General features: G+C 28.3%; 26 protein-coding genes and 1 other annotated feature. Of the genes, 4 read left to right on the top strand and 22 right to left on the bottom strand.

The features are described from left to right. Positions 1 to 22: 22 nt before the first annotated feature. The 3 genes from cysK to JNUCC81_RS08150 form a co-directional block, all read right to left on the bottom strand. Positions 23 to 922 carry a cysteine synthase A gene (gene cysK, locus JNUCC81_RS08160; protein WP_454096130.1) on the bottom strand — a complete coding sequence of 300 codons (900 nt, stop codon included), beginning with the start codon at positions 920 to 922 and terminating at the stop codon, positions 23 to 25. A 60-nt stretch (positions 923 to 982) separates the two neighbouring features. After that, positions 983 to 1,224, bottom strand: a binding site (T-box leader). A 195-nt stretch (positions 1,225 to 1,419) separates the two neighbouring features. Beyond that, positions 1,420 to 1,830 (bottom strand): hypothetical protein, encoded by a 411-nt coding sequence (locus JNUCC81_RS08155; RefSeq protein ID WP_454096129.1) that lies wholly within the window; start codon positions 1,828 to 1,830, stop codon positions 1,420 to 1,422. 85 nt (positions 1,831 to 1,915) lie between these two features. Beyond that, the gene (locus JNUCC81_RS08150; RefSeq protein ID WP_454096128.1) at positions 1,916 to 2,524 is read right to left on the bottom strand and encodes an NUDIX hydrolase; all 609 of its coding nucleotides are present in this window, start codon (positions 2,522 to 2,524) and stop codon (positions 1,916 to 1,918) included. 253 nt (positions 2,525 to 2,777) lie between these two features. Here JNUCC81_RS08150 and JNUCC81_RS08145 point away from each other — a divergent pair, with 253 nt between their 5' ends. Further along, complete coding sequence (locus tag JNUCC81_RS08145) at positions 2,778 to 3,032, top strand: DUF1294 domain-containing protein (RefSeq protein ID WP_454096127.1); 255 nt, start codon at positions 2,778 to 2,780, stop codon at positions 3,030 to 3,032. A gap of 88 nt (positions 3,033 to 3,120) precedes the next feature. On the opposite strand, the gene JNUCC81_RS08140 is transcribed toward JNUCC81_RS08145, so the two are convergent. The 14 genes from JNUCC81_RS08140 to JNUCC81_RS08075 form a co-directional block, all read right to left on the bottom strand. After that, complete coding sequence (locus JNUCC81_RS08140) at positions 3,121 to 4,068, bottom strand: polysaccharide deacetylase family protein (RefSeq protein WP_454096126.1); 948 nt, start codon at positions 4,066 to 4,068, stop codon at positions 3,121 to 3,123. A gap of 218 nt (positions 4,069 to 4,286) precedes the next feature. Continuing rightward, a complete protein-coding gene (locus JNUCC81_RS08135; protein ID WP_454096125.1) occupies positions 4,287 to 5,573 on the bottom strand; it encodes an NCS2 family permease in 1,287 nt (428 codons plus the stop codon). Between the two features lie 164 nt (positions 5,574 to 5,737). After that, positions 5,738 to 6,793 (bottom strand): flavodoxin-dependent (E)-4-hydroxy-3-methylbut-2-enyl-diphosphate synthase, encoded by a 1,056-nt coding sequence (gene ispG / locus JNUCC81_RS08130; protein WP_454096124.1) that lies wholly within the window; start codon positions 6,791 to 6,793, stop codon positions 5,738 to 5,740. A gap of 27 nt (positions 6,794 to 6,820) precedes the next feature. After that, the gene (gene rseP / locus JNUCC81_RS08125) at positions 6,821 to 7,825 is read right to left on the bottom strand and encodes an RIP metalloprotease RseP (protein ID WP_454096123.1); all 1,005 of its coding nucleotides are present in this window, start codon (positions 7,823 to 7,825) and stop codon (positions 6,821 to 6,823) included. 48 nt (positions 7,826 to 7,873) lie between these two features. Next, the gene (locus JNUCC81_RS08120) at positions 7,874 to 9,025 is read right to left on the bottom strand and encodes a 1-deoxy-D-xylulose-5-phosphate reductoisomerase (RefSeq protein WP_454096122.1); all 1,152 of its coding nucleotides are present in this window, start codon (positions 9,023 to 9,025) and stop codon (positions 7,874 to 7,876) included. A 193-nt stretch (positions 9,026 to 9,218) separates the two neighbouring features. After that, entirely contained in the window at positions 9,219 to 9,998 is a 780-nt protein-coding gene (locus JNUCC81_RS08115) for a phosphatidate cytidylyltransferase (protein WP_454096121.1), read from the bottom strand. Between the two features lie 12 nt (positions 9,999 to 10,010). Beyond that, positions 10,011 to 10,745 carry an isoprenyl transferase gene (locus JNUCC81_RS08110; RefSeq protein ID WP_208333954.1) on the bottom strand — a complete coding sequence of 245 codons (735 nt, stop codon included), beginning with the start codon at positions 10,743 to 10,745 and terminating at the stop codon, positions 10,011 to 10,013. 28 nt (positions 10,746 to 10,773) lie between these two features. Next, positions 10,774 to 10,977, bottom strand: coding sequence for a hypothetical protein (locus tag JNUCC81_RS08105; protein WP_454096120.1), 204 nt, complete (start codon positions 10,975 to 10,977; stop codon positions 10,774 to 10,776). A 2-nt stretch (positions 10,978 to 10,979) separates the two neighbouring features. Then, a complete protein-coding gene (frr, locus tag JNUCC81_RS08100) occupies positions 10,980 to 11,534 on the bottom strand; it encodes a ribosome recycling factor (RefSeq protein WP_454096119.1) in 555 nt (184 codons plus the stop codon). A gap of 71 nt (positions 11,535 to 11,605) precedes the next feature. After that, positions 11,606 to 12,310, bottom strand: a complete 705-nt coding sequence (gene pyrH, locus JNUCC81_RS08095; protein WP_042273561.1) for a UMP kinase — start codon at positions 12,308 to 12,310, stop codon at positions 11,606 to 11,608. Positions 12,311 to 12,384: 74 nt separating this feature from the next. Further along, positions 12,385 to 13,293 carry a translation elongation factor Ts gene (gene tsf / locus JNUCC81_RS08090; RefSeq protein ID WP_454096118.1) on the bottom strand — a complete coding sequence of 303 codons (909 nt, stop codon included), beginning with the start codon at positions 13,291 to 13,293 and terminating at the stop codon, positions 12,385 to 12,387. A gap of 69 nt (positions 13,294 to 13,362) precedes the next feature. Further along, positions 13,363 to 14,079: a 30S ribosomal protein S2 gene (gene rpsB, locus JNUCC81_RS08085; protein WP_042273559.1), complete on the bottom strand. Its 717-nt coding sequence runs from the start codon at positions 14,077 to 14,079 to the stop codon at positions 13,363 to 13,365. 207 nt (positions 14,080 to 14,286) lie between these two features. After that, the gene (locus JNUCC81_RS08080) at positions 14,287 to 15,471 is read right to left on the bottom strand and encodes a D-alanyl-D-alanine carboxypeptidase family protein (protein WP_454096117.1); all 1,185 of its coding nucleotides are present in this window, start codon (positions 15,469 to 15,471) and stop codon (positions 14,287 to 14,289) included. 82 nt (positions 15,472 to 15,553) lie between these two features. Next, positions 15,554 to 16,612 carry a potassium channel family protein gene (locus JNUCC81_RS08075; RefSeq protein ID WP_454096116.1) on the bottom strand — a complete coding sequence of 353 codons (1,059 nt, stop codon included), beginning with the start codon at positions 16,610 to 16,612 and terminating at the stop codon, positions 15,554 to 15,556. A gap of 185 nt (positions 16,613 to 16,797) precedes the next feature. On the opposite strand from JNUCC81_RS08075, the gene JNUCC81_RS08070 reads away from it, so the two are divergent. The 3 genes from JNUCC81_RS08070 to JNUCC81_RS08060 all read left to right on the top strand — a co-directional run bounded on the left by JNUCC81_RS08070 (position 16,798) and on the right by JNUCC81_RS08060 (position 20,223). Continuing rightward, complete coding sequence (locus JNUCC81_RS08070; protein WP_454096115.1) at positions 16,798 to 18,729, top strand: sensor histidine kinase; 1,932 nt, start codon at positions 16,798 to 16,800, stop codon at positions 18,727 to 18,729. 111 nt (positions 18,730 to 18,840) lie between these two features. Continuing rightward, positions 18,841 to 19,950, top strand: a complete 1,110-nt coding sequence (locus tag JNUCC81_RS08065; RefSeq protein ID WP_454096114.1) for a DEAD/DEAH box helicase — start codon at positions 18,841 to 18,843, stop codon at positions 19,948 to 19,950. 93 nt (positions 19,951 to 20,043) lie between these two features. Then, positions 20,044 to 20,223 carry a hypothetical protein gene (locus tag JNUCC81_RS08060; RefSeq protein ID WP_454096113.1) on the top strand — a complete coding sequence of 60 codons (180 nt, stop codon included), beginning with the start codon at positions 20,044 to 20,046 and terminating at the stop codon, positions 20,221 to 20,223. Positions 20,224 to 20,267: 44 nt separating this feature from the next. On the opposite strand, the gene JNUCC81_RS08055 is transcribed toward JNUCC81_RS08060, so the two are convergent. The 5 genes from JNUCC81_RS08055 to rbsD all read right to left on the bottom strand — a co-directional run bounded on the left by JNUCC81_RS08055 (position 20,268) and on the right by rbsD (position 24,909). Beyond that, entirely contained in the window at positions 20,268 to 20,858 is a 591-nt protein-coding gene (locus JNUCC81_RS08055) for a 3D domain-containing protein (RefSeq protein WP_208332862.1), read from the bottom strand. Positions 20,859 to 21,109: 251 nt separating this feature from the next. Continuing rightward, positions 21,110 to 22,003, bottom strand: coding sequence for a ribose ABC transporter substrate-binding protein RbsB (rbsB, locus tag JNUCC81_RS08050; RefSeq protein WP_454096112.1), 894 nt, complete (start codon positions 22,001 to 22,003; stop codon positions 21,110 to 21,112). A gap of 12 nt (positions 22,004 to 22,015) precedes the next feature. Continuing rightward, the gene (gene rbsC, locus JNUCC81_RS08045) at positions 22,016 to 22,987 is read right to left on the bottom strand and encodes a ribose ABC transporter permease (RefSeq protein ID WP_454096111.1); all 972 of its coding nucleotides are present in this window, start codon (positions 22,985 to 22,987) and stop codon (positions 22,016 to 22,018) included. Positions 22,988 to 22,989: 2 nt separating this feature from the next. After that, positions 22,990 to 24,480 (bottom strand): ribose ABC transporter ATP-binding protein RbsA, encoded by a 1,491-nt coding sequence (rbsA, locus tag JNUCC81_RS08040; protein ID WP_454096110.1) that lies wholly within the window; start codon positions 24,478 to 24,480, stop codon positions 22,990 to 22,992. Between the two features lie 33 nt (positions 24,481 to 24,513). Next, positions 24,514 to 24,909, bottom strand: a complete 396-nt coding sequence (rbsD, locus tag JNUCC81_RS08035) for a D-ribose pyranase (protein WP_454096109.1) — start codon at positions 24,907 to 24,909, stop codon at positions 24,514 to 24,516. Positions 24,910 to 24,913: the final 4 nt, after the last annotated feature.

The following is a 24,913-nucleotide window of genomic DNA, read 5'->3' as shown; positions in this document are numbered from 1 at the left end:
CAATCACCCTTTTTGATATAATTTAATTGAATATTCCTATTGAAATATATTTTTCTATTCCATCTGGTGATATTGTCACTATTTTTTTATCTGGGTATTTTTTAGATACCTCTATAGCTGCATATATGTTTGCTCCCGATGATATACCAACTAAGATACCTTCTTTATCAGCTGCTATTTTCATTCCTTCAAAAGCTTCATCATCATCAACTAATATTACTTCATCGACTAGTTTTTCATCATAGTTTATTGGAACAAAGCCTGCTCCTATTCCTTGTATTTTATGAGGTCCAGATGTGTTTTGTGATATAATAGGAGATTTTTTAGGTTCTATTGCTATAATTTTTATATTTGGATTTTTTTCTTTTAAATACTTTCCAACTCCACTTAAAGTTCCTCCTGTTCCAACTCCACTTAAAAATATATCTACATCTGGTATATCATTTATTATTTCCTTAGCTGTTGTTTTATAATGAGCATATGTGTTATCTTGATTTTCAAACTGGCTTAAGCTTTTATAATTTTCATTTTCATCTATAAGCTCTTTAGCTTTTTGTATTGACCCTTTCATTCCAAGTTTTCCATCTGTCAATATAAGTTTTGCTCCATATGCCTTCATTAGTTCTCTTCTTTCTACACTCATCGTTTCTGGCATTACTATTATTACTTCATATCCTTTTAACTTTCCTATCATAGATAATGCTATACCTGTGTTTCCACTAGTAGCTTCTACTAATACATCACCTTTTTTTAATTCATTTCTTTTTTCTAATCCTTCTATCATATAATAAACTGCTCTATCTTTTACACTACCTCCAGGATTTGTTCTTTCTAACTTTAGATAAATATTTTTATTCTCTATATTATTTAATTTTATAATGGGTGTATTTCCTATTAAGCTTAGTACATTTTCGTGTATCATATAAATCACTCCTTAAATTAATTTTTTAGATTATAAATAAAAAAACCCCGTCTCTAATATAATAGAGACGAGGTTGACTCGCGGTTCCACTCTAATTTAGATATAAAAAAATATATCTACGCTCGAAAATTCCAGCACTAACATGCCTAATCACTGTAACGGGTGATACCGGAGAACTCTACTATTAATTCGAGCTTCTGCTCCAAAGTGCACTTCACATTTTTTCTAAATAGAAAACTCTCACCAATGTTTTCTTCTCTGTGATTTTCCAAAATGCTACTTTACTTTTTCAATGCATTTAAAATCTAACTATTTTTATTGATTTATATAAATAATAATACAAGATTTTTTTAAAGTCAATCTTTTTTTTTATTATTTTCTAAATTAAAATTAATTTTTAAAAAGGTTTTCTTATTTCTTTATAGAATTATATTATAGAATTATTATTTATAATTCACTGAGGCTAGAGCTTTAGAAAATACTTTTCTAGAGCTCTTTTAATTTTTATTAATATAGCATTCTATTTCTTTAGCTTTTTCTTTAGACTTGTCATCTTTAATTATTAATTTTAATTCTTTATTTTCATTTGATTTAATTATTACATATTCATCTTTCTTATCCTTATATAAATCAAAACTTACTACTTTTTTTAGTGGAATTTTAGATATATTCATAACCGAATAAATCCCTTCCCACGGAGAATAATAGATACTTTCAAGATATATATTTTTATTTGTAAGTGTTAATATATAATCATCAACTATTTGCCCTACCATTGGTGTAGTAGTTGTAGATATAAAGAAATTTAAAAGAAAACTATTTACCACTTCTATATTTGTAATTTTACGGCAGCAGCTTATTCTAGATATAATTTGTTCATTATTTTCTAGTTTAATATTTATAGCCATCATATCCCTCCAATTTTATATTTATATAATAATTAGTTTATATGGCTTTTTTCTTTATATTTTAATTAACACTCACAAATTAATATTAATTGAATAATTTATCCCCTAAAGCTACAAACATTTGAAGCATTAGATATGATTTAATATCTATAGTCTCTTTACTTTCTAATATATTCATAGCTTCTTTTTGTGATACTAAAATAGCTTCAATTTCTTCATCATCTTCTAAAAATTCATCACTTATCTCACCATCACATGTACAATATACAAAGGCTACTGATTCATCTGTCATACCTGGTGATAAATAAACTTTTTCTTTACTTGTTAAATTATTTATTTTTAAAAGGTCTAAGCCTGTTTCTTCTTTTAATTCTCGTCTTACAGTACTTTCAATATCTTCATCATTATCAATAAGTCCTGCAGGTAGTTCATAAATATAATCGTTTATAGGCACTCTAAACTGCCTTATAATAACTAATTTATTTTCACTTTTATGAAGTGCACAAATAACTACTGCATCTATTTTATCTTCTTTATTTTCTAGATAAATTTCATTTAACTCTTCTTCATTTTTTCTTGATGCTACCATCCAATGCCTATCTTCATTTTTTTTATTTTTATATTCAACATCATATAAACCTACAAAATCAGTTTGAACTAAAGCTTTTATTTTTTTTATTTTCGTATTTTTCAATTTATATACTCCCTTTCATTTTGTCTTATTTTTATATTATATGATTTTTTATTTATATATCTAATCATTTCCCCTATATAAATTAATTTTTTATTTCATATTATCTGATTATATAACTTAAATGATATCACTATATTTCAAATTAATATAGCCCCTATAAAGTTTTTATTTATATATTGTAATAAATTCTGTTATTAATTGATTTTTTAATCTATACTTATATTTAAGTTGATTTTTATTGTCAGGAGGTTTTATGGGTAATTTAATTTATATTTACTTTATTATAATTAATATTATAGGCTTTTACTTTATGTACATAGATAAAAGAAAAGCAATAAAAAACGAATGGAGAATTAGTGAATCTACACTTATTTCAATGGCTATAATTGGTGGTTCTTTAGGAAGTCTCTTAGGCATGTATACTTTTAGACATAAGACTAAACACCCTAAGTTTACAATTGGAATTCCATTTATAATTTTACTTCAAATAGGATTGTTTATAATATAAAAAATTCGCTTTGCTCATATCGCCAACGACCTACAAACCAGGTCCGTTGCTAAAAAAAGGTTGCCTAAATTTAGGCAACCTTTTTATGTTATGCTAAAGTTTTAAAAGCATATCCATTATCTTTAAAATGTTTTATTATTTGAGGAAGAGCTTTCGCAGTTTGCTCTTTTCCATAAGTATCGTGCATTAATAATACTACTATTTCTTTTCCTTGTGAAGTTTTTATTGCATAATCAGCTAACTCTTGAGCATTCTTCTTCTTACCTTCTGCATCAGCATTTAATGCATTCCAATCTATTGAAGCCATTTTATTTTCTGCTAAGTATGAATCTAATGGATCCATTCCTTTCCAAGACATATGTCCTCCTGGACATCTAATTACTCTTGTTGAGAAGTGTGGACCTAATACATTTTTAAGTATATCATCAGTCTTTTTAAAATCTGCATTAAAAGCTTCTAAATTTAATGTTCTTTGAGGATATAAAACTTTATAGTTGTGACTATATGAATGGTTTGCTATAGCATGTCCTTTTTCAAATTCTTGTTTTATAAGATCCTTTGCTTTTTGGCCACCACGCTCTATATTTTGACCAGTTAAAAAGAATGTAGCTTTTACATTGTTTTCATCTAATACTCTTAATATTTCTGGTGTTACAGTTGTAGATGTTCCATCATCAAATGTTAAAAATACTATTTTTTCTCCATTATTAGAGTAACTTCCTGATTTAAGCTTATCAGCTATTTCAAGTGCATCGTATGAATCTTTTTTACCATTATGGTTAACACCGATCACCATTTTTTTTCTTTCTTCTTCTTCTTTACGTTTTTTCTCTGCAAGAATTCGTTCTGCTTCTGCCTTCTTTTCCATCTCAATTTTTGCTTGTCTTTGTTCTTGTATAAAAGCTGTTGTTGCTCCGATTCCTTTAGCACCAACAAATACTATTACTACAGCAGCTATCGACACTATAGCAATCTTTTTCATGTCGATTTTTTTCTTTTTTTGAGTTCCAAAATTTATTTTATTTTGTTTTCTCATAGTATTACCCCCTATCTTGTATTAATTTGTCGTTTTCTCATATCTTTATTATATTACTTTAAATAAAAAAGTCTACATGATAAAATTTACAATACTGTAACAAGAAATTTTTTATATTTTAAAACTTTTTCGATACCCCCAACGTCTTAAGACTCAATCGGGTATTATTGCTATATTTAATCATGAAAAAGACAATGACATGAATCATTGTCTTTTTATTAATGAACAATCCCCATAGATATGTTCATTATAAAACTTAATATAAATAATCCTGTAAGTATATACATAGCAGGAGATATTTCTTTTCCTTTACCTGATGCAATTCTTAATAGTGTATAAACTATAAATCCTAAAGCTATACCATTTACTATATTGTAAGTAAAAGGTATTAAAGTAATTATAAGTATCATAGCTATAGTATCTATTACATCACCTTTTTCAATATCAAAGAAGGTTTGAATCATTAATATCCCGATAAATATAAGTACACTACTTATAACTCCATTTGGAATGAGCTTTAGTATAGGAATTAAAAATAATGATAGTAAAAATAATATTCCTGAAGTAAATGCTGCAACTTTGCTCTTTCCTCCAGCACTTATACCTGAAAAATTCTCTGCTGCAACTATTGTTGGGCTTGTACCAAGCATCCCTGCTATCATATTTGATATACCAGCTATTTTAAATGGCTTTTGGAACTCATCGACTTTCCCAATAGCTTCCATTTGTCCATATAAAATACCCATATTTTCAAATACAATAACTATAGTTATAGAAAAAACAGCAACTATAAATGGAATAGTAAGTATATTTTTAAATGACATTCCTAAAAATACGTCCTTAAAAGCTCCCATATTAAACATACTCATATCTACATTATTTAAAGTAGTTACTCCCATTATTAATGATAATACACTACCTATTATAATGCTTATAAGTAAATTACCATTTATATTTCTTATATGAAGTATAAGTATTATAAGTAAAGTAATTATACTAAGCAAAGTTTCTTTATTTGCTACATTCCCAAGTCCTACCATAGTATTTTCATTAGTTACAACAAGACCACTTTTTTGAAGTCCTATAAATAATATTAAAAATCCTACTCCAACTGTTATAGCATGCTTTAAGTTACTTGGTATTGATTTTAAAAGTATTGGTGTTAATTTAGTACTTGCTATTATGGTAAATATAATACCACTTACAAATACTGCACCTAGTGCATCTTGCCAACTAAGTCCCATAGAATTTACTATTGTATAAGTAAATAGCGAATTTATACCCATTCCAGGTACTACTATAAGTGGTGTGTCTGAAAATAAGCCCATAAGTATTGTTGATAAACTGCATGTAAATATTGTAGCTATCATAGCTGCATCTTGGCTTATTCCAGCGTCTGATAAAATAAGTGCATTAGTCATGATTATATATACGCTTGCTATAAACGTAGTGCATCCTGCTAATACATCTGTTTTAATTTGATCTTTTTGAAGTGTTTGTTTCATTCCTCTTCCCTCGTAAAATATATCCCTCGCCCGCCCGCATAAACAATGCTTGTATATTTTATCATTTTTTGCAAATTTAGTCTACATAAAAGTACAGAATATATTATATTTCTAAGTTATTTTCAATAAAAAAGTACTTATATTTTCATATAAGTACTTTTTTATTAATATTTATCTATCTCTTCTAATAACTCATCTACCAATGAATTACCTTTTATTTTTCTAACTATTTCACCTTTTTTGAATAATAAACCTTCACCTTTTCCACCAGCTATACCAATATCAGCTTCTCTGGCTTCTCCAGGTCCATTAACTGCACAACCCATTATCGCAACAGTTATATTTTTATCCATATGATTTATTTTCTTTTCAACTTCATTTACTACACTTATTAAATCTATATTACATCTTCCACAAGTAGGACAAGATACTACTTTTATCTTATCATTTAATAATCCTAAGCTTCTTAGTATTTCCTTACCTACTATTACTTCTTCACAAGGATCTCCTGTAAGAGATATTCTTACAGTATCTCCTATTCCTTTAAGGAGAAGAGCTCCTACTCCTATTGAAGATTTTATAGTTCCTTTTTTAACACTGCCTGATTCAGTTATACCAATATGAAGTGGATAGTCTACCTTTTTAGATATAAGTTCATAAGCATCTAGTGTCTTATATATATCTGATGATTTAAGAGATATTACTATATTTCTAAAATCTAAATCTTCTAGTATTTTTACATGTCCTAATGCACTTTCAACTAGAGCTTTAGGCGTTGCTGAACCATATTTTTGAAGTAATTCTTTTTCTAATGATCCACCATTTACACCTATTCTAATTTTTAGATTTTTTTCTTTACACTTTTCAACTACCATTTTAACTTTATCTATACTACCGATATTTCCTGGATTTATTCTAACACCGTCTATACCTTGGTCTATAGCTTCAAGTGCTAGTCTATAATCAAAATGAATATCTGCTATTACAGGTATATTTACATTAGACTTAATTTCACCTATATTTTTAGCTGCTTCCATATCTGGAACTGCAACTCTTACAACATCACATCCAACTTCCTCTAATGCTTTTATTTGAGCTATTGTAGCTTTGGCATCTCTTGTATCAGTATTAGTCATAGATTGTATACTTATAGGATTATTCCCTCCTATTTTCAAACGTCCTACACTAACTTCTCTGCTTTTTCTTCTCTCGTAACTCACGTCGTCACCTACTTTTTATTTCTCTTTTTAGAATAATCTAGTTATATCTTTATATGTTACAAATATCATAAATGCCATTAATACTGCAAATCCTGCTAAGTGTAACATTCCTTCTTTGTTAGGATCTAATTTTTTTCCACCTCTTATGGCTTCAAGTCCTATCATAACAAGTCTTCCACCATCAAGTGCTGGTATTGGAAGTAAATTAAATATACCTAAGTTTAAACTTATTAATGCTGCTATATTTATAAGGTTGATAATACCCATTTTAGCGGCATTTGAAACAATTCCGAAAACTCCTATTGGTCCTGCTACTGAATTTCCTATTCCACCAGGAACTGTTCCTGTTATTAATTGTCCAAAGAATGTTAATATTTGTACTATCATATCACCAGTCATTTTAAATGCTTTTGGTATTGCACCTATGTAATCTCTTTCATTAACTGGCATTATACCTATTTGATAACTTCCTTTTTCATTTTTAGCAGGCGTTAAGTTTACAGATTGAGTTTTTCCTTCTCTATCTATTTCTAATTTTAATTCTTTTCCATTAGAATCATGTACAGTCTTTACTAATTGTTCCCAAGATTTTATCGATTCTCCGTTTACACTTTTTATTGTGTCTCCTACTTCAATACCAGCCTTTTGGGCAGGACTATTAGGCATTACTTTATCAAACTTTGGTATTGGCGTTCCTATGTATATTATTACTGGTATTAATAATATTACTGTAAGTATTATATTGAAAAATGGTCCTGCAAATATAACACTTGCTCTTTGAAGTATACTTTTATTTCCAAATGAGTTAGGGTCATTAGATTCTCCATCTTCACCTTCCATACTTACAAATCCACCTAATGGTAGCAATCTTACTGAGTATTCTACATCCCTTTTTATACTAAATAACTTAGGTCCCATACCTATTGCAAATTCATGTATTGTTATTCCAGCTCTTTTTGCAAGAAGGAAGTGTCCTAATTCATGAATAAACACAATTAAACTAAATAATAACAATGCTATTATTATAGTCATAACATCACCATCCTTTATATAAATTTTTAACTTCTTTATTCTATATTATTAACGTATAGAATTTTTAACAAAATCTCTACTCCATTTATCTACTTCTAGTATTTCCTCTAATGTTGGGTTTTCTATACTATCATGAGCTTCTAAAGTCTTCTCTATGTAATATGGTATGTCATAAAAGCCAATTTTATCCTCTAAAAATTCACTTACTAGTACTTCATTTGCACTATTTAATGCAGCTGAGTATGTTCCTCCCATTTTTAATGTGTCATATGCCAACTTTAAACATGGGAATGTTTCTAAATCTGGATTTTCAAATGTAAGTGTAGCTAACTTTGCTAAATCTAATCTTTCAAAATCATTTACCGATCTATCCGGATAAGTTAATGCATATTGTATTGGAAGTCTCATATCAGGGCATCCAAGTTGAGCCATAACTGAACTATCTATAAATTGAACCATTGAATGTATTATACTTTGAGGATGTACTACTACATCTATATCATTGTAATCTACTCCAAATAGCCATTTAGCCTCTATAACTTCAAGTCCTTTATTCATAAGTGTAGATGAATCTATGCTTATTTTTCTCCCCATACTCCAATTAGGATGTTTTAGGGCTTCATTTTTAGTTATATGTAATAAATCTTGTTTTTTCTTTCCTCTAAAAGGACCACCAGATGCTGTAAGTATAATTTTTTCTATTTCCTTATTTTTTTCTCCATTTAAGCATTGAAATATTGCACTGTGTTCACTATCTACTGGTAGTATGTTAACATTATGTTTTTTTGCTTCACTCATAACTAAGCTACCTGCACACACTAATGTTTCTTTATTAGCAAGAGCTATATCTTTACCATTTCTTATAGCGCAAAGTGTCGGAAGTAATCCGATCATACCAACTATAGCAGTTAATAATACATCTATTTCATCTAATGATGATATAGCCTTTAACCCTTCCATACCACTTAATATTTCTATATTTATATCACTTGGTATCATAGATTTTAATTTCATACAGCTTACTTCGTCGTATACTGCAACATATTTAGGTTTAAATTCTTTTATTTGTTCTAATAATAAATCTACACTACTATTAGCAGAAATAGCAACAACTTCAAATTTATCTTTATTTGCTCTTACTACATCTAAAGTTTGTTTTCCTATAGATCCCGTAGATCCTAAAATAGATATCTTTTTCATAAAATTCACTTATCTTATTTCTAAGTAAATAGATATTAACTCTACTTAATTTTGAAATATTTCCTTTCTTTAAATATAAGCTTTAATTTACTGTTATATTATACCACTAATACGTATCTTTTCATATTATATGAAGTTTTTTTCATTTTAATAAATAGTTTTGAATATAATTAAAGCTTCAGTTAAACTGAAGCTACTTAATAAAAAAGTCGATTGCATAATATACATATGGTGCTACTAATATAACACTATCAAATCTATCTAATATACCGCCATGACCTGGTATTAATTTTCCATAATCTTTTATACCTACATATCTCTTTATTGAAGATGCAAATAAGTCCCCACATTGTGCAACTATACTGCCCAAACTACCTATTACAGCCATAGTAAATAAATTTAAACTAAATATATATCCAAATAAAATACAAAGGCATGCACTTCCTAGTATGCCACCAATACTTCCTTCAACAGTTTTTTTAGGGCTTACTTTAGGTATCAGTTTGTGTCTTCCAAATAAGTATCCAGTGAAGTATGCAAATGTATCTGTTGCAAAGGATATTATAAATATAAGCCATACAAAAATCTTTCCAAATTCAAAATCATTTATTGTAAGTATTATAAAATCTAAAAATATTGCTACATAAAAAATTCCTAAAAAAGTAATTGCAATATCTAGTATATTATTTTTACATTTTAAAAGATATCCTATACCTGTTAAGAAAAGTATAAATACTACTACGTAAGTATATTCTATATGCAAATTAAACGTATTTTTTATACCTAGATATGCTGCAAATATATACCCTATAATAAATAATGGATTTATATCTTTACTTTTGAATGCTTTATAAAACTCATTAAGTCCAATGCAAACTATTGCTACTTCCGCGATGTATAAAGGTATCCCTCCAACTATAATAAATAAAAATAACGGTATTAGGGCTAATCCACCAATAATCCTTGTAAGCATAAAATATTCTCCTTACTTTAGTCCTCCAAACCTTCTGTCTCTAGTTTGATATACGTAGATAGCCTTTTGAAGTTCACTCGCATTAAATGCTGGCCAGTGTATATCTGTAAAGTAGAATTCCGAATATGCAGCTTCCCAAAGTAGGAAGTTACTTAATCTTTCTTCTCCACTAGTTCTAATGATTAAATCTGGGTCTGGAATAGACTTTGTGCTCAAATAGTTTTTTATAGTATCTTCGTCTATATCTGTTACATCTATTTTACCACATTTTACATCTTTTGCTATATTTACCATAGCATTTTTTATATCATATCTACTTCCATAGTTTAATGCTAAATTTAAGTTAACTCCAGTATTATACTTTGTTAATTCATAAGATCTTTCTAATTCTTCTACACAACTCTTTGGTAATTGACTTACATCACCTATTGCTGTTACCTTCACATTATTACTGTGAAGTTCTCTTATTTCATTTTTTAGATATGTTGATAATAAGCTCATCAGTGTATCTACTTCAATTTTAGGTCTTTTCCAATTTTCTGTTGAAAAAGCGTAAAGCGTTAAGTGTTTTACACCTAATCTTGAACATTCTTTTACAACTTCTCTTATAGTTTCTACTCCAGCTTTATGTCCTGCTGTTCTAGGAAGAAATCTAGCTTTAGCCCATCTTCCATTTCCATCCATTATAATAGCTATATGAGTAGGCACTTTATTTAAGTCTATGTCATATGTATTCTTTTTATTCATATTTGCCTCCAATATTAATTCTAACTCCTTAATTTAAGGAGTTAGAAAAATATGTGATTAATAGTTCTACACTATCATCTAGTTGTGATATTTTTATAACTTTAGGTATAACTAATTTATCCTTGTCTTTTTTACCTTGGATAGTTTTAATAGTGTATTTTATATTTTTACTTTTAAAGTGACTTTCTACATCATTTACATGAAGGCCTAAAAGGTTATAATATTTTTCCAATATTATACCTCCATTATATCTGCTTCTTTTGACTTAGCTACTTCATCTATTTCTTTTATGAATTTATCTGTAGTTTTTTGAACCTCTTCTTGGCCCTTCTTTAATTCATCAGCAGTTATTTCCCCGTCTTTTTCCATCTTCTTTAATTTATCGTTAGCATCTCTTCTTTCATTTCTAAGTCTAACTTTAAACTCTTCAGCTACTTTGTGAACTTGCTTAGCTAATTCTTTTCTTCTTTCTTCTGTTAAAGCTGGAACTGATAGTCTTATAACGTTACCATCATTAGTTGGGTTTAATCCTAAATCAGAGTTTCTTATAGCTTTTTCTATTTCAGCCATAGCTGATTTATCCCAAGGGCTTATCATTATAGTTCTTGGTTCTGGAACAGAAACAGCTCCTACTTGATTAACTGGAGTTGGAGTTCCATAGTAGTCAACTCTTATTTTGTCTAACATTTGAGCATTAGCTCTCCCTGCTCTTATACTTGTGTAGTCATATTTTAAAGCTTCTATAGTTTTAGCCATTTTAGCTTCTAATTGCTTTTGTAATTCTTTCATTTTAATACCCTCCTGTGTTTATTATATTTATATAATAACTGCTTTTTATATAATTAGACAAGACCTATATATTATTTAACAGTTGTACCTATCTTTTCACCCATTACTGCCTTTATTATATTCTCTGTAGATAATTCAAATACCTTTATTGGAATTTGGTTATCCATACATAAAGATGTAGCCGTTGTATCCATAACCTTTAATTCTTTTTGTAGAACTTCCATATATGATAATTCTTCAAACTTAACTGCATCTGCATGTACTTTTGGATCTTTATCATATACCGCATCAACATTTTTCGCAAGTAATATTACTTCAGCTTCCATTTCAGCCGCTCTAAGTGCTGCTGCTGTATCAGTTGAGAAGTATGGATTTCCAGTTCCTGCACCAAATATAACAACTCTTTCTTTTTCTAAGTGTCTTACAGCTCTTCTTCTTATATATGGTTCTGCTATTTGTCTCATTTCTATAGCAGTTTGTACTCTACTTGGTACTTCCATATTATCAAGTGCATCTTGCATAGCCATAGAGTTCATTACTGTAGCTAACATACCTATATAATCTGCAGTAGTTCTATCCATTCCTTCAGAAGTTCTACCTCTCCAAAAATTTCCTCCGCCTATAACTATAGCTACTTCAACACCTTTTTCTTGTATCTCTTTTATCCCTAAAGCTATTTCATTAACAACCTCATTATTTATTCCGAATCCTTTTTCGCCTGCTAATGCTTCGCCACTTATTTTTAATAATACTCTTTTGTATGCTGGTTTACTCATTAGAAATCCTCCTACTTAATCTTTTTTCCTGATTTTTCAAAAAAAGAGAACACTTAAGTGTTCTCTTTTAACAATTACTTAAGTTGCTTAGCAACTTCTTCTGCAAAGTTTTCTTCTTTCTTTTCTATACCTTCTCCAACTTCGAATCTAACAACTTTAACAACTTCGATTTCAGCTCCTACTTTTTTAGCAGTTTCTGCAACTAATTGCTTTATTGTTAAATCTCCATTTTTAACGAAAGGTTGTTCTAATAAGCAAACTTCTTTTAATTGCTTTTCTAATCTACCTTTTATCATTTTCTCAACTATGTTAGCTGGCTTTCCTTCATTTAAAGCTTGTTGAGTTAATATTTCTGTTTCGTGAGCTATGTATTCAGCATCTACATCGTTTCTTGAAACGTACTTAGGATTCATAGCTGCAACTTGCATTGCTATATCTCTTCCCATAGCTACAACTTCTGCATCTCTTGCAGTAGTTGCCATTTCAACTAAGACACCTATTTTTCCACCACCATGTATGTATCCAGCAACTTGCCCTTCAGTAGTTAACTTAACGAATCTTCTTAAGTCTAACTTTTCTCCTATTTTAGCAGTTCTGTTGTTTAAAACTTCTTGTAAAGATATTCCTTCTGGATGAGTTTCCGCTAATAATCCAGCAACATCTTCGTTAGATGTAGATAAAGCCATTACAGCAGCATCTTTAACGAAAGTTTTGAAATCTTCGTTTTTAGCAACGAAATCTGTTTCTGAGTTTACTTCTACCATTGATGCAACAGTGTTGTCAGCGTTCATTTCTATACAAACTAGACCTTCTGCAGCAACTCTATCAGCCTTCTTAGCAGCTTTAGATAAACCTTTTTCTCTTAATATATCTACGGCTCTTTCCATGTTTCCTTCAGCTTCTACTAAAGCTTTTTTACAGTCCATCATTCCAGCGCCAGTACTTTCTCTTAACTCTTTAACCATTTGTGCAGTTATAGCCATTTTGGTATCCTCCTACATATTATTAATGGTAAGGGTTAGACCCTTACCATTTAGTTGTAATTTTTTTGATTATGCTTGTTCTTCTTCAGATACTTCTTCTTCAGCACCTTGTCTTCCTTCTATTATAGCATTTGCCATAGCAGCAGTTATTAATTTAACAGCTCTTATAGCATCATCATTTCCAGGTATAGCGTAATCTAATTCTTCTGGATCACAGTTAGTATCAACTATTCCGAATACTTGTATCCCTAATCTGTGAGCTTCTTGTATAGCTATGCTTTCTTTTCTTGGGTCAACTACGAACATAGCTCCTGGTAATTCAGGCATATCCTTCATACCATTTAAGTATTTTTCTAATTTTTCTTTTTCAGCTCTTAATTTTATAACTTCTTTTTTAGGTAAAACGTTGAATACACCTTCGTTTTCCATTTTTTCTAATTCTCTTAATTTTTTGATTCTTGTTTGTATAGTATTGTGGTTTGTTAACATTCCACCTAACCATCTTTCATTTACGTAGAACATTCCACATCTTTCAGCTTCGTCTTTTATAGCATCTTGAGCTTGTTTCTTAGTTCCTACGAATAAAACTGGCTTTCCAGTTTCAGCTACTTCTTTCATAGCCTTGTAAGCTTCTTCAGCTTTCTTTACAGTTTTTTGTAAGTCTATGATGTATATTCCGTTTCTTTCTGTGAAGATGTATTTAGCCATTTTAGGGTTCCATCTTCTAGTTTGATGTCCAAAATGAACACCAGCTTCTAATAATTGTTTCATTGATATTACTGACATGTTGCTACCTCCTTGGTTTTATACCTCCGACATGATCATCTCCCAAAAAAACCATTTTAGGCACCTTTTCAGGATCCCATTGTCGTGTGTGATTATTTAATTTTTTCACCTCTAGTAGTATATCATAGAGATTTATAAATTACAATATTTTTTATTTCTTTTATTTTTTACTCTTTTTATCTAAATTATATACATTTTTCTTTTTATCTAATCAGCAAATATCATTTTAATTTTTGTTTTGAAAGATGCATGATTTACATCATTTTCACTTACTATATTTACACTACCTAAAATTTCTCCATCATCAGTATAATATTTTATTACTCCAAGTACGTCTCCTTTTTTAACAGGATAACTTACTTCCTTAAATGTAACCTGACAATTTAAATTTTCTTCATTACCTATAATAGTGTAAAGTTCCTTGTCTGCTTTTAATGATACTTCTAATTCTTCTAAACCTTTTATATATTTCTTACCTATTAATTGATTTTTTTCAACTACCTTTTTAGTATTAAAATTATCTTTTCCATAGTTTAACATAGAAAGCGATGCTGATAACCTTTTATCTTTATGGTTTGCACCAAGTGTTACACCAATTAATCTTCTTTCTTTTTCATTTTTATCAGTTTCATTTACTTTCATCGAAAAAGATAAACAATACCCTGCATTTCCTGTATATCCAGTTTTAATACCATCTACTTCTGGTAACATTCTAAGTAGTGCATTTGTATTATTTTTTACAAATCCTCTTTCAGGATATGAATAAGTAGACATATCAGTTATAGCCGTTACTTCTTTTTCATAATTGTCAAACATGTATTTTCCAAGCGTAGCTATATCTCTTGCAGTTGATATATTTTCTTTAGGTGGCTTTTTAGGATCACTTAAATCATATATAGGAAGACCATTACAATTTACAAAATGTGTATTTGTCATTCCTATATCACTTGCTTTTTTATTCATTCTTTCTACAAATGTTTTATCATCCTTACCTATGTGTTTCGCAATTGCCACTGCTGCGTCATTTCCAGATACTATCATAAGCCCTTTCATAAGTTCATATAAAGGTACTTTTTCTCCTACTTTTAAATGATAACTTGATCCTCTAACTTTAGCAATCGATGCATCTACTGTTATTATATCTGTCTTTTTAACTTCCTTATTTTCTATAGCTTCTATTGCTAGTAAAAATGTCATCATTTTACTTAAACTAGCTAAAGGTAGTTTTGCATCTGGATTTTTTTCATATAAAACTCTATTTGTATCTTGGTCAATAAGTATTGATGATTTTGAGTACTTATCAATATTTTTATCTTTAGCATATGTTATTGTAGGAGTTGTACACGCTAAGATTATGAAAAGTATCAATAGTTGTTGAATTTTCTTTTTCACAGTTGTCACCTTCTTGAATTAATAAGTATATATTAGTTTTTTCCTTTTTAGGTTGATAATATATGTGTAATAATTTACTAACTTACCTTATCATTCTTTTTATTACCACAGATGCCCACGTTGCACCAATTGTGACTCCTAAAAAAACTTCAATGCTTACTAGTATTTTTCCAAATATACTAGTTACAATCATATCACCATATCCAACAGTACTAAATGTAACCATGCTAAAATACCACAAATCTATATATAACTTTATAATTTCTAAAAAGCTATATCCATTTAAATTATATACATTTACTCCAATCACATTGTTACTTATACTTTTTATTCCTGTAAACATATATAAAAATGCAAATATGCTTATTATAAGAAATGCTATGATAAATATGTTCCAAGGTCTCTCCCCATAACCTATAGTATATCTTGATAAAATATCAAAAAGCTTTTCTGACATATAGTCTCTATAACTTGGGTAGTCTGATGCTTTCATAGTTTTTGAACCATAAGCTCTTTCTTTATAATAATAATGACCTATTCTTTCATGATCACCTATTTTTTGTGCTTGATTTCTAGCTATTTTATAATTAACTTTACCATTTAAATAAGATTCTTTTTTATAGTCAATATTTTTAAGTATAAATTTTGTACATCCGTTAAAGCTTATCCCATCCATCCTAGGAAGGTTTTTAACTTTATTTATAGTAAGATTTTGGCCTCTAAATTTGACCTTTTCAAATATTTTTTCATTTATATGTTTTTTACTGAATTCAACTTTATAAAAGATACAATTATTATCAAATATACTATCTTTAAATGATACTTTTTCTTTAAAGTATATATTTTCAAAATATACATTTCCTCTAAACTCATATTCACTAAAAATAACTTCTTTTAAAAATTTAGTTTCTATAAATTTTAATTCATCATATTCATAATCTATAACTTCATTTATATCAAATTTATCTTCAAATATAAATCCACTAAAATCGCTTATTTTTTCTTCTTTTATTTTTTCTATAAAGACTTTATTTTCCTTATCATTTTTATTATGTTTATGGAATATACAATAACCACTTTCATCAGCTTTATTTTCACACCATCTATCTTCACATCTATTTGATTTCCATTTACAACTCATTGCTTCCTCCAAATTTACAATGCTATAACTTTTACTTATAGTTTTAATATTATTTCTATTTCTATTCTTATATTTTTAATAACCATTTATTTTTCCATTATTTACCATAGAGAAGTTTAATCATAGGTTTTATGATATTTGTTATAATAATACTTAATAAATAAAAACTACAAAGGACACTCATCATGAAAAATAAATTTTTTAAAATTATTACATTCATATTTTTAGTTGGTAATATATTTTTTTATCCTATAAAAATAAATGCACAAGATAAAAGTATATTATTTATTAGTTCATATTCTCCAGGTTTTACTAGCTTTAATGATCAAATTAAAGGTTTATCTGATGAACTTAACTCTAAATATGATTTACAAATTGAATATATGGATGGGAAAAAGTTTAAATCTGAACAAAGTGAAGAAACATTTTATAATTTGTTGAAGTTTAAGATTAAGAATTATAAAAAATTTGATGCAATAATTTTAGGCGACGATATGGCCTTAAATTTCGGTTTGAAATATAAAGACTCTTTATTTGATGATGTACCAATTGTTTTCTTTGGGGTAAGTGAAGAAAGTAATATAAAAAAAGCTAAAGAATTAAATATTAGTGGAGGTGTAATTGAATCCCCTTCTATATCTGAGAATTTAGATTTAATAAATACGCTTTATCCTAAAAACAGTAAAGAAAAAAGAAACTTAGTTTTAATTACAGGTGATGCAAAAAGATATAAAAAAGAAATAAATGAATTTTATAGTTTTAAAGATTCATATAAACAATTTAATTTTAAATATTTACCTATGCCATCAGAAGTTAATAATGACTTTCTAAATGATCTATTAAAGTTAAATTCTGATAAAGATATTGTATTTTTCCTATATCCTTATCGTGATGGAGCTGGAAAGTCTATAAGTGTTGAAAAGTCTATTGATGTAATCAATGAAAATATTAAAGCTCCTATTTTTACGAATTTAAGTTATGATATTTACAAAAATATGATAGGTGGTAAGGTTATTAACCATTATGAACAAGGTAAAGAAGCAGCTAAGTTAATTAATGATATTTTAAGTAATAAAATATCATTACCAAAATTTATAAATAATAATGAAGCTAATATATGGATGTTTAATTATGATAATTTAAAGAAAAATAATATTTCCTTAAATTCGATTCCAAAAGAGTCGACAATAATAAACAAACCTACTCCATTTTTAATAAAGTATAAAGGATTAATACTTCCCGTTAGCTTTACTATACTAGGATTTATATTAATAATTATAGCTCTTTTAATTAAATCAATAAGACATAAAAAATATCAAGATGAATTAATGCGTGCAAAACAGCTTGCTGAAGATGCAAACAATACTAAAAGTAATTTTATATCAAATATAAGCCATGAACTTAGAACTCCAGTTGCAGTTATATCTTCTTCTAATCAACTTTTGAGGAAGATAAATAATAATACTAATAATAATATCGATAATACGTTAGATATTATTGATCAAAATACTAATAGACTTATTAGACTTATTAACAATATAATTGATATTGCAAAAATAGATTCTGGTTTTGGTGATTTAAATTTAAAAAATATAGATGTAATAACTTTAATAGAAGACACAGTATTATCAGTTATTCCTTATGCTATATCTAAGGAGTTAGAAATAGTATTTGACACTAATACCGAAGAATTAATAATGGCTGTTGATTCAGAAAAAATAGAAAGAATCGTTTTAAACCTACTTTCTAATGCTATTAAATTTTCTAAAAGTAACTCAAAGATACTTGCTAATATAGTTGTTAAAGATAAATTACTTATATTTATTGTTAAGGACTTTGGAATAGGAATAGATGATAAAAACTTATCTAAGATATTTGATAAATTTACTCAAATAGATGATAGTTTTACTAAATATAATGAAGGTAGTGGTATAGGTTTATCTATTGTAAAGTCATTTGTAGATTTACATGAAGGAACTATATCTGTAGATTCGAAGATAAATAAAGGCTCTACGTTTAAAGTAAGTATTCCTATTAAAATTATTGAAGAATTTAATACTGTATCTGGAGATAACCTTTCTAATGTTAATATAGAGTTATCAGACATAATCAGATAAAAATTTCATTTTCAGGTCATAAATATTAGTATTAATCTAAATATTATGATATTATTAATAGATTACAATCTTATAATTTAATTAAATACACATAAATGAAAGGTAAGAAAAATGAATTTTAATAATTTAGGAATTAATGAAAATATAGTAAATATTTTAAATAGAAACGGCATTACAAATCCAACACCAGTACAAGAACAAAGTATTGAACTTATTAAATCTGGAAATGACGTTATTGCTCAAGCTCAAACTGGTACTGGTAAAACTTTAGCTTTTTTACTACCTATATTTGAAAATATTGATTTAAGCAATAATCATATACAAGCTTTAATCATATCACCAACTAGAGAACTTGCTATTCAAATAACTGAAGAAGCTATGAAGCTTAAAGAAGGTAAAAATGTAAATATTCTAGCAGCTTATGGTGGTAAGGACATAAGCTCTCAATTAAAAAAGTTAAAGGGTAATATTCATTTAGTAATAGCTACTCCAGGAAGACTTATAGATCATATAATGAGAAAAACTATTGATCTTAGCAAATTAAAAACACTAGTCCTTGATGAAGCTGATGAAATGCTTTTTATGGGATTTAAAAATGATATAGAGTCTATAATAAGTGCTATACCTAAAAAGCGCCAAATATTATGTTTTTCTGCTACTATGGATTCACAAGTTAAAAAACTTGCTTATAGATATATGAAAGACCCTTCAGTAGTTACCGTTGCTAAAGCCGATGTAACTCTTGATAATATAGTTCAAGAGGTAGTTGAAACTACTGACAGACATAAACAAGATGCATTATGTAGTGTACTAAATGAAGATAATCCATTTATGGCTATAATATTTTGTAGAACAAAAGCAAGAGTTGATAAACTAGAAGAAGGTCTTTATCAAAGAGGATTTAACTGTGCTAAATTACACAGTGATATACAACAATCTAAGCGTGAAAGAATAATGAAATCATTCAGAAATGCTGATATTCAATACCTAATAGCTACTGATGTTGCTGCTAGAGGTCTTGATGTTAGTGGTGTTAGTCATATTTATAACTATGATATACCTGAAAGTGTTGAGTCATATGTACATCGTATAGGTAGATGTGGTAGAGCTGGTGAAAAAGGTTATACTTGTTTATTCATAGATCCAAAAAATGAAAGAATGCTAGAAGAAATTGAAAAAACTATAAAACTTAGTATACCAAAAAGAACAATAAACATATAATTAGCATATAATCTCAATATATATCATATATACTTTTTAAGTTTATTATAAAAACTTAAATAAAGTAAATTAAAGGGAGGAATATATATTTCCATGGACAGGATCTGGGATATTTTATTAATAACTGCTATGGGTATTTGTATGGTTTCATTTGATATTTTTATGAAATCAAATCAGTTAGTATTTGTAATATTATCATCATTTGGAATAATATTAAGTGCTTTTATGTTTATAGTAAATAGCAAAAAATATCTTACTAAATCTAAAAAATAATAAAAGGAGGGATAATCCCTCCTTTTATTTTTAAATAGGTTAAACTATTTAAGTACTTGTATTTCTATAGTTCTTCTTCCCCAGTTGTAACACTCTTTTCTTGTATTCATAAATATATCTATTTTATTTCCTTTTATAGCTCCACCAGTATTATTTGCTACAAATACTTGATCAAAATAAGGTATATAAACCTTTGTTCCATAAGGTATTACCTTAGGATCAACCGCAATAGTTCCCCATACAGGTTTTTGCCCTGTTGATGTTGTACTATATCCTGTATATGCTGTTGCAACTACATTCATAGCATACTTACTTTGATTTTCTGTTGATGTATTACTTGTATTGGAATTAGTATTGTTTGAACTTGACCCTACTTTTATATATTTTCCACTTGACCATCCTTCTTTATTATTTGATAGTCTTACTTTATGCCATCCATTGCTACTACTTAATATTGTCACAGAATTATTTCTATATAAAGATCCTATTACTTTATATTTAGTCGATGGACCACTTCTTACATTAAGCTTTGATGTAGTGACTACTCCTGTACTATCTGCATATGAATCTAGAGTATTAAAAGCGAATATGAATGAACAAAGAAGCATACAAATTATCATTGTTTTCTTTATCATAAAATCCTCCCAATTATCTTTTTTTATACCAACATTATAATTTTCAGTTTTTGTTACTATTTTGTAATTTTTATATTTATAATAGTAATCTAATTGTAACTAATTTGTAAACCTTTTTTTGGAAATTTTTTTATTTTCTAAACATCCTTATATTTTTTAGAATATTTTTAATTTTTTAAGAATATAATTATTACTTAATTTATTTAAATAAAAAATGGCATTGCCAATAATTTTGACAATACCATTTTTTATTACTTAGTTATTAATTTTAATTCAACCGGTATATAAGCATCTATCTTTCCATTACTTAATAATTTATGAACTGCTTCAACTGCTGTTTCACCTATTAGTATTGGTTGTTGTGCCACTGTTGCTGCCATTTTTCCTTTTTTAACTGCATCAACAGCATCCTCTGTTGCATCAAACCCAACTACTAACACGTCTTTCATACCTGCACCTTCTAGTGCTTTTTGAGCACCTAGTGCCATTTCATCATTTTGTGCAAATACTGCAGATATATCTGATTTAGATTGTATTATATTTTCCATAACTGAAAGTCCTTTAGTTCTATCAAAGTCTGCACTTTGTTTTGATACTAGATTAAAGCTACTTCCTTTAATACCATCTTCAAATCCCTTACCTCTATCTCTAGTTGCAGAAGATCCTGCTATACCTTCAAGTTCAACTATATTTCCTTGTCCACCAAGTTTTTCTATTAAAAACTTAGCTGCCATATCTCCACCAGCTACATTATCTGATGCTATATGAGATACTACTTTTCCACCATTTGAAGCTCTATCTACTGTTACAACCGGCAAATCTGAATTATTTGCAATCATAACTGATGCTACTGCTGAATCTGAATCTACAGGATTTAAAAGAACTACATCTACATTTTTAACGCTTATATCTTCCATGTTAGATACTTCTTTAGCTGGGTCATTTTGTGAATCAAGTACTACCACTTCATACCCTAACTCTTTAGCTTTTTTTATAACTCCATCTCTCAAATCTACGAAAAATGGATTATTTAATGTTGATACTATAAGTCCTATTTTTTTAGTATCATTATCTACTTGTCTACATCCTACTAATGTTAAACAGCTTAACACTAGTACCATTATTATAGAAAGAAATTTTTTCATTTTCATTTCCTCCTAGTTATTTTTTCTATCTAAAAGTACTGCTATTAATATAACTATACCTTTAACCATCATTTGGTAATATGATGATACGTCTAATATGTTAAGTGCATTACTTAATACTCCGATTATTAATGCCCCTATTATAGTTCCACTTATTTTACCTTTACCACCAGCTAGCTTTGTTCCTCCAAGAACTACTGCTGCTATTGCGTCTAATTCATAACCTGTACCTGCTGTTGGTTGTGCTGAATATAATCTTGATGTTATTATGATACCAGCTATTGAAGCTAATATACCACTTATAGTGTATACACATATTTTTATTTTATCTGTATTAAGTCCTGATAACTTTGTTGCTTCTTCATTTGAACCTAATGCATATGTATATCTTCCCATTTTAGTACTTTTAAGGACATATGCACAAACTACAAATACTACTAACATTATTATTGCTGGAGTCGGTATACCAAATATCATACCTCCACCTATATTTCCAAATTTAATAGCTAAATCGTTACTTCCTAAAGTTATTGGTTTACCATCTGTAAATACTAATGTTAAACCTCTTAAAATTGTCATTGTTGCTAATGTTGCTATGAAAGGTTGTAATTTTCCTTTTGCTATTACAAATCCATTTAAAAATCCAACGAAAGCTCCAACTAATATTGCTGCTATTATTCCTACTACTATACTTTGCCCTGAAGCAAGTAAACTTGCACATACTGCTCCACTTATTGCAAGAATTGAACCTACTGAAAGGTCTATTCCTCCAGTTAATATAACAAAAGTCATACCCGCTGCTATTATTGCATTTACAGAAGTTTGTCTAAGTATATTAAATATATTTTTACTACTTAAAAACGATGGACTTAATATTGATACGACTGCTATTAATAATACTAGTCCTATTAAACTTTTATATTTTACTAAAATTTCCTTCATGTCTATACTCTTTTTATTTTGTTTTTCTACTTTAGCTGTCAATTTTATGCCTCCTTAGCCTCTACTGCACACTTTAATATTGATTCTTGAGTCGCATCTTTTATGTCAAACTCTCCTGTTACTACCCCTTGACTTAAAACCATTATTCTATCGCTAAGTCCAAGTATTTCTGGCATTTCAGAACTTATCATTATTACTGCTTTACCACTATCTTTAAATTCATTTATAAGATCATATATTTCTTTTTTAGCTCCAACATCTACCCCACGAGTAGGTTCATCAAGTATTAATAAATCAGGGTGAGTCATTAAAGCTTTTGCTATTGCAATCTTTTGTTGATTTCCTCCACTTAAATTTCTTATTAGTTGATTTTCACTTGGAGTTTTTATTCTCATTCTATCTATATAATTTTTAACTCTTTCAAGTTCTTTAGATTTATTTATTTTAAATAAAGATGATACTCTATCTAAAGATGATATAGACATATTTTCTTTAACTGATAAATCAAGTATTAACCCGTCTCCTTTTCTATCTTCAGAAACGTATGCTATTCTATTTTTAAGTGCATCTTTAGCACTTTTATTATCTATTAATTTTCCGTACTTGTATATTTGACCACTAGTCTTTTTAAAGTGACCATATATAGTTTTAGCAAGTTCCGTTCTTCCTGCCCCCATTAAACCTGATATTCCTAAAATCTCTCCTGCTTTAACTTCAAAGCTTATATTATTTATATATTCATTAGTAAGATTTTTAACTTCTAATACTGTCTCTCCCATTTTTGTTTTCACTCTTGGGAATTGGTCTGTAAGTTTTCTTCCTACCATCATTTCTATCATCTTATCTTCATCTAAGTTTGATACTTCTTCATATCCAACGTATTTTCCATCTCTAAGAACTGTTATAGCATCACATATTTCAAATATTTCTTTTAATCTATGAGATATATAAACTATTGCCTTACCTTCATTTTTAAGCTCGTTTATTACATTAAATAAACTTTTTGTTTCTTTATCAGTAAGAGCATCTGTTGGTTCATCCATTATTATTATTTTTGCATCTAGTGATAATGCCTTTGCTATTTCTACCATTTGCATTTGAGCTATACTTAAGTTTTCTACTAATTCTTTTGAACTTATTTCTACATTTAATTTTTGTAATAATTTATCTGCATCAGCATGAAGCTTATTAAAATCTATTCTAAATCCACTTTTAGGCTCACGACCTAAGAATATATTTTCACCTATACTTAAATCTTTAACTAAGTTAAGTTCTTGGTGTATTATAGCTATGCCCTTTTCACCTGCATCTTTTGGACCTTTTATATCCGTTTCTATTCCTTTGTAGAATATTTGTCCACCATCTTTTTTGTAAACTCCACTTAATATTTTCATAAGTGTAGATTTTCCTGCTCCATTTTCTCCCATAAGTGCCATTACACGACCTTCATATAACTCTAAATTTACACCATCTAAAGCTTTTACACCTGGGAACTCTTTAACTATATTGTTCATTTTCAGAATCGGTTTATTCATTTTATTACCTCTTAATGTTCATAATAATTTTGTCTAGAATACTACACCTGATTTTAATATTATATTTGCATATGGAGAACATTCTCCAGTTCTTACTACTGCCTTACTCTCTTTTGTCATATTTTTAAATTCTTCATGACTTACTTTAGTTACTTTTATATTTTCAAATCTTTTTAGTATTTCTTTGTATATAGCATTGTTTTTATCTTCTATTTCACTAGCTATTACTATTTCTTCAACGCATAATTCTTCAAGTACTACATCTAACGTATCTAAAAATGATGGTACACCATGTGTTAATGCTAAATCTATTCTAGATACATTTTCAGGAATAGGTAATCCACAGTCTCCGATAGTTAAACTATCAGTATGTCCCATTTTTGATATTGTATATGATAATTCACTATTTATAAGTTTAGTTCTTTTCATTTTT

The organism is Faecalimicrobium sp. JNUCC 81 (assembly GCF_053667625.1).
The sequence above is the reverse complement of the archived record's forward strand: the minus strand, read 5'-3'. Positions and strand labels throughout refer to the sequence as shown.